Raw genomic sequence first — 6,398 nt, forward strand, 5'->3', positions numbered from 1 at the left:
CTCGCAGTTGGCGATGGATGGCTGTGGCATTGCTGATCTGCGCCGCTGGCGTAGCACAGGCACAGACCCAGGCTGCACCACCCGATGACAACGGCGCCGGCGACCCGCCGTCCCGCGCGGCCCGGCTGTCCTATCGAGCGGGTGAAGTGAACCTCTTGCCTGCCGGTGAAAAGGACTGGGGCGATGCCAGCCTGAACCGGCCGCTGACCACGGGCGATCGCCTGGCGACGGGTAATGGCGGCCGCGCCGAGCTGGAGCTTGGCGGCGGCTCACTGCGCATCGCCGACGATTCGGATTTTGGCTTCCTGACGCTCAACGACCAGCTGACCCAGGTGGAGCTCACCCAGGGCACGCTGAACCTGGCCGTGCGCGGCCTGGCTGACGGCCAGAGCTACGAGATCGACACGCCTACGGTTGCTCTGGTGGTCGATCAACCGGGCACCTATCGCGTCGACATCAGCGATGACGGCAAATCCACCCGCATCACCGATTTCAACGGTCGAGGCATGGTCTACGGCGAAGGCGGCGCGCAGCGGGCGCTCGCCGGCGGTCGCACCTACGAGTTTGGCGATTCGACGCTCAACAACGTGACCATCAGTGACGTCAGCGGCGGCGACGATTTTGACGCCTGGTGCAATAGCCGGGACCAGCGCTATGCCCAGCCCGAATCGGGCCGCTACGTCTCCGACGACGTGGTGGGCTATCAGGACCTCGACCAGTACGGCAACTGGCAGGCCGATCCCGAATACGGCCAGGTCTGGTACCCGAGCAACGTGGGCGCCGACTGGGCGCCCTACCGCGATGGGCATTGGGCGTATGTCGGTCCGTGGGGCTGGACGTGGGTGGATGCCTCGCCTTGGGGCTTCGCGCCGTACCACTACGGCCGCTGGGCCTATGTCCGCAGCCGCTGGTGCTGGGTACCCGGGCCGGTATCCGTGCGCCCGGTCTATGCACCCGCGCTGGTCGCCTTTGTGGGTGGCGGAGGTTTCGGTGTATCCGTCGGCGTCGGTGGGCCGGTGGGCTGGTTCCCGCTGGGGCCGGGTGAAATCTACAACCCGTGGTACCGCGCCAGCCGCGGCTACTACACCAACGTCAACGTCACCAATATCTACGTGCGGAACAACCGCCAGGTGGTGATCAACAACATCAACAACCATTACAACTATTTCCGCCAGGGTCGGTCCATGCCGAACGAGCGGTACTTCAACCGCGAGGCGCCGCGTGCGTTCACGGCGATGTCCGGCCAGGATTTCGCCGCCGCGCGCAATGCGCAGCGCCACATGGTGACGGCGGATCCGCGCCGCTTTGCCAACGCCCCCGTCATGCCACGCGGTGCCGGCGTCCAGCCGGTGCGGGCGAGTTTTGCGCCGCCGCGTCCCAACAACGGCCGTGAGTTGCCCACCGGCGGCTTCAATCGCGAGGTCGTCGCGCGGAACGCGCCCGCGGCGAACTTTGCGGATCGTGCGCCTGGCGTCCGTGGCACACCCCGCAGCCAGCCGGGCCCGACCAACGTGCGGATGCTCAATGATGCGGCACCGTCGCATCGCCTTGGCACCTCGGGTCGCGTCGCCGACATGCCGGCCCAAGAACGTGCCGTGCCGGAACGCAACGCGATACCAGGCACCAATGAACGCCAGCCCGTGATGCGCAACGGCGAAGCGCCAGGGCCGCGCCCGGGCGAACTTCCCTCAGCCCGCTTCGCACGTCCGCAGCCGTCGATGGACCGGACTTCGGCAGCACCGGACATGCGTCGTCCCGAGCCCGGCAACGCCCCGGGCGAAATGCGTCCCGGCGGAGAACAGGCTGGTCGATTCTCTCGTCAGGTGCAGGGAGACAACCAGCCGTCCCCGGCCGAACGCGCCAACGCGGGCAACCAACCGCGACCGGGCGTGAGTTACATCCGCAATGCCGACGAAGACCGCGCCGCACGCACGCAACCTTCTTCCGGGTCGCTGCCCGGCTCTCCCCGCTTCGAGCGTCCGCAGGCGGCGCCCGACGCCCCTCGCCCGGCCATGAACCAGGACAATGGCGCAAGGTTCCAGCGAGAGGAAGCCACCTCCCGACCGATGCGGCAGGAACCCCGGCAGGTCGCGCAACCTCGCGATGCCCAACCGGATCGCGGCTACCCGCGCCCGCAGCAGGCGTACCAGCCGCCTCACGGCGGTTACGAGCCGCCACGCGCACCTCAGCAGCAAGCCCAGCCGCGTCCGGCGCAGAATGAAGGACAGCAGCACTCGTCCGGCGGACACGAGGATCGCCACCCGCCGCGCAAGGACGATCAGCACGACTGACGCCCCGCCGGCGTGCCTCATCCATGGCCCGGCTTGCCGGGCCTTTTGCTGCGTGACTCGGGCAAGGTCGCCTCCAGCGGCTACAATGCGCGGATGCAAATCACGCTCAATGGCAGTCCGCGCGACTGCGCCCCCGCCACGACGGTCACGCAATTGCTGCAGGAAGCCGGTTACGGCAACCGCCGCGTCGCCGTGGAAGTGAACCACGAGATCGTCCCGCGCAGTCAGCACGGCAGTCACGCGCTGTCGGACGGCGATCATATTGAAATCGTCCACGCCATCGGCGGCGGCTGATCGCCACGATCCGCTTCCATGCGACGCCATGCGTCGCCGCAGCTCAAAGACACCACGATGAACACCAAGACGTTCGATTCCGCCGATCCCCTGGTCATTGCCGGCAAGAGCTACGGCTCACGACTGCTCACCGGCACGGGCAAGTACAAAGACTTTGACGAAACCCGTCGCGCCACGCAGGCTGCCGGCGCCGAGATCGTTACACTCGCCATCCGCCGCGTGAACATCGGCCAGGACGCCAGCCAGCCCAACCTGCTCGATGCGCTGCCGCCGGAGGAGTTCACCCTTCTTCCCAACACGGCCGGTTGCTACAACGCGGTCGACGCCGTGCGCACCTGCAAGCTGGCGCGTGAGCTGCTCGACGGCCACAAGCTGGTGAAGCTGGAAGTACTGGGCGACCAGCGCACGCTGTTCCCGGATGTGGTGGAAACCCTCAAGGCTGCCGAAACACTGGTCGCCGATGGTTTCGACGTCATGGTCTATACGAGCGACGATCCGATCCTGGCCAAGCGCCTGGAAGACATCGGCTGCGTGGCGGTGATGCCGCTGGCCGCGCCGATCGGCTCGGGCCTGGGCATCCAGAACCGTTACAACCTGCTTGAGATCATCGAAAACGCCAAGGTGCCGATCATCGTCGACGCAGGCGTGGGCACGGCATCCGATGCGGCCATTGCGATGGAACTGGGTTGCGACGGCGTGCTGATGAACACGGCCATCGCCGGCGCGAAAGATCCGGTGCTGATGGCGCATGCGATGAAGCTGGCCATCCAGGCCGGCCGCGCCGCGTTCAAGGCCGGCCGTATTCCGCGCAAGCGCTTTGCCTCGGCATCCAGTCCGATCGACGGCACGATCGGCTGATTGCCGAGACAAGAAGACCTCGACTCCTCCCCCTGCAACGCAGCGGGGAGGCTGGGAGGGGGTAAAGCTCTGAAGTGAAGAGCACCCCTCCCCAACCCTCCCCTGCTTCGCAGGGGAGGGGGTTCCCATGCTTTCGGAATTCCCATGACCGACCACGACGCCCCCCACAAACCCGAATACATGCGCCGCATCCGCAGCTTCGTGCTGCGCGAGGGCCGCATGACGCCGGCGCAGCAGCGGGCCTTCGACGAGCATTGGGCGCGCTTCGGCATTGACTACTCGGGGACCCCGCAGAACTACGCCGAACGTTTCGGCCGCCCGGCAGCGCTGGTACTGGAGATCGGCTTCGGCAACGGCGAGGCGCTGGCGTGGGCGAGCGAGCACGATCTCGAGCGCGACTTCATCGGCGTGGAAGTGCATGGCCCCGGCGTGGGCCGGCTGATGAATGCCCTGGCGGCGCGCGATGCGAAAAACGTGCGCCTGTACAAGCACGACGCCGTGGAAGTGCTGGAAAACGAGGTCCCCGAAGGCACGCTGGCCGAGGCGCGCATCTGGTTTCCCGACCCCTGGCACAAAAAGCGCCACAACAAGCGCCGCATCATCCAGCCCGAATTCGTCGCCCTGCTCGCTTCGCGCATGGCACCCGATGGCCTGCTGCACCTGGCCACCGATTGGCAGCCCTACGCCGAGCACATGCTCGAAGTGATGGAAGCGGCGCCCGCCTGGCGCAATGCCATGGGTCCCGGGCAGTACGCGGAAAAGCCCGACTGGCGCATCGAAACCCATTTCGAGCGGCGCGGGCTCAAGCTCGGGCATGGCGTGTGGGATCTGCTGTACCGCAAAACCTGACTCCCTCTCCCCTCCGGCGAGAGGGTTGGGCATTGCCACCTTTATGGTGGCGTGGCCACCTTTACGGTGGAGAGGGGCCACGCTTGCCTCAACCCCACCACAAGCGAAAAGCCGCTCCTGTCGCTTCCGCAACGCTTCCGCAAGCAACCGCCCATCACCCTGCCCGCTTTCCGCAAGGAAGAGGGAATGAAGGCGTTGCGTCTTATTGCCGACGCGGTTCACCAGTCGTCGTAGTGACCCGCTTATACTCCCGCCTCAAACAGGGACGAGTCATTGAAGGCGTGAAGCTCCCACTGCCCATCGATATCCATCGCCAGGACGCCCGGCCAAGGGGCGCGAGCCAGTGAGTCTGTCGCTCACCCCCGAAATGATCCTGGTGCTCGGGCTGGTGGGCTTCACCATGCTGATGCTGGTGTTGGAATGGATCCGGGCCGACATGGTGGCCCTGCTGGTGGTAGTGGTGATCGGCCTGACCGGCCTGATCCCGTCCGACAAGGTATTCAACGGGTTTGCCGGTAACGCGGTCATCGCGATCATCGCGATCATGATCATGGGCGCGGGCCTGGACCGCGCCGGCGTACTCAGCCTGACCGCCAATTTCGTGATGCGGATGGCGCGTGGCATGGAATCGCGTCTGGGCGTCGTCATCAACCTGGTCACCAGCCTGTTCAGTGCGGTGATTCCAAGCCAGGCTCTCGCTGCGTTGATGATTCCGGTCACCAGCCGCCTGGCCGCCCGCACGGGCGTGCCGATTTCCCGGCTGCTGCTGCCGATGGCGTTCTGCATCCTCACCGCCACCAACACCACGCTGATCGCCAACTCGCCGCTGATCGTGCTGAACGACCTGGTGGCCAGCTCCAACGCCAACCTGCCGGCCGGTGCGCACACGATCCCCAAGTTCGGCCTCTTCAGCGTGACGCCCGTGGGCCTCGTGCTGGCGCTTACCGGCGTGGGCTTCTTCTACTTCTTCGGCAAGAAGCTGCTGCCCGAGCGCGAAGACGAACGACTGAAAGTGACGCCGGGCCGCACCGAGAGCTACTTTGCCGATACCTACGGCATCGTGGGCGAAACGGCGGAATTGACCGTCACCGCGGAAAGCCCGCTGGTCGGCATGAGCATCGGCGAAGTGGAGCAGCTCTATGGCGCGCCACTGATCCTGGCGATCAAGAGCGGCAACGATTCGCGCATGGCGCCACCTGCCGACCACGTCATCTGGGTCGGCTCGGTACTGGGCGTGCTCGGCCCGCGCGACCAGCTCAACCAGTTCGCCAACAACCAGCTGTGCAAGCTGTCGCCACGCATGCGCCAGCTGGGTGAACTGTTCAACCCGACGCGCGCCGGCATTTCCGAGGCGGTGATTCCACCCAGCTCGCGCTTCATCAAGCAGACCGTGGGCGAACTTCGCCTGCGCAAGCGCTACGGCATTTCGGTGCTGGCGGTGAATCGCGGCGACCAGGTGTATCGCGACGACGTGCGTTCCGTCAGCCTGCGCGCTGGCGACACGCTGGTGCTGCATTCGAGCTGGCGCGACCTGGCCCTTGCCACCGAGGACAAGGACCTCGTTGTCGTCACCGACATCCCCAAGGAAGAACAGCGCCCCGGCAAGATCTGGCAGGCCGTGGGCTTCTTCGTGCTGGCCAAATGCCTCGCCCTCTTCACCCATCTCGATCTCTCGGTCGCCATGATGACCGGCGCCATCGGCATGCTGCTAACGGGCGTGCTCAACATGGATGAGGCCTACAGGGCCGTCAACTGGAAGACCATCTTCGTCACCGCCTGCCTGATTCCACTGGGCTGGTCGATGGACGCCACCGGCGCCGCCGCGTGGCTTGCGCAGGAAGTGCTGCAGCACCTGGGCCACACCAACCACTGGATCCTGCAGTTGGCCCTGGCCATCCTCACCCTGCTGTTCTCCCAGGTGATGTCCAACGTGGGCGCCACCGTCATGATGGTGCCCGTCGCCATCAGCGTCGCCGTAGCCACCGGCAACAATCCCTCGGCCTACGCGCTGATCGTTGCGGTGTCGTCGTCCAACACTTTCCTGCTGAGCTCAGGCCATCCGGCCTTGATGATGGTGGCGGGCCCCGGTGGTTATCGCGGGAAGGA

The 6,398-nt window shown here is 66.0% G+C and carries 5 protein-coding genes; all 5 read left to right on the forward strand.

Annotated features, from left to right (window positions below):
- Nucleotides 1-17: 17 nt before the first annotated feature.
- Nucleotides 18-2,291, forward strand: coding sequence for a DUF6600 domain-containing protein (locus VFG49_RS10395; RefSeq protein WP_414649103.1), 2,274 nt, complete (start codon nucleotides 18-20; stop codon nucleotides 2,289-2,291).
- Nucleotides 2,292-2,384: 93 nt separating this feature from the next.
- Nucleotides 2,385-2,585, forward strand: a complete 201-nt coding sequence (gene thiS / locus VFG49_RS10400; RefSeq protein WP_324860157.1) for a sulfur carrier protein ThiS — start codon at nucleotides 2,385-2,387, stop codon at nucleotides 2,583-2,585.
- 57 nt (nucleotides 2,586-2,642) lie between these two features.
- Entirely contained in the window at nucleotides 2,643-3,443 is an 801-nt protein-coding gene (locus VFG49_RS10405; protein WP_324860159.1) for a thiazole synthase, read from the forward strand.
- Nucleotides 3,444-3,587: 144 nt separating this feature from the next.
- The gene (gene trmB, locus VFG49_RS10410; RefSeq protein WP_324860154.1) at nucleotides 3,588-4,292 is read left to right on the forward strand and encodes a tRNA (guanosine(46)-N7)-methyltransferase TrmB; all 705 of its coding nucleotides are present in this window, start codon (nucleotides 3,588-3,590) and stop codon (nucleotides 4,290-4,292) included.
- Between the two features lie 367 nt (nucleotides 4,293-4,659).
- A partial coding sequence (locus VFG49_RS10415; RefSeq protein WP_324860161.1) for an SLC13 family permease occupies nucleotides 4,660-6,398 on the forward strand: 1,739 nt, incomplete at its 3' end.

The organism is Dyella sp., from assembly GCF_035685885.1.
GTDB lineage: Bacteria > Pseudomonadota > Gammaproteobacteria > Xanthomonadales > Rhodanobacteraceae > Dyella.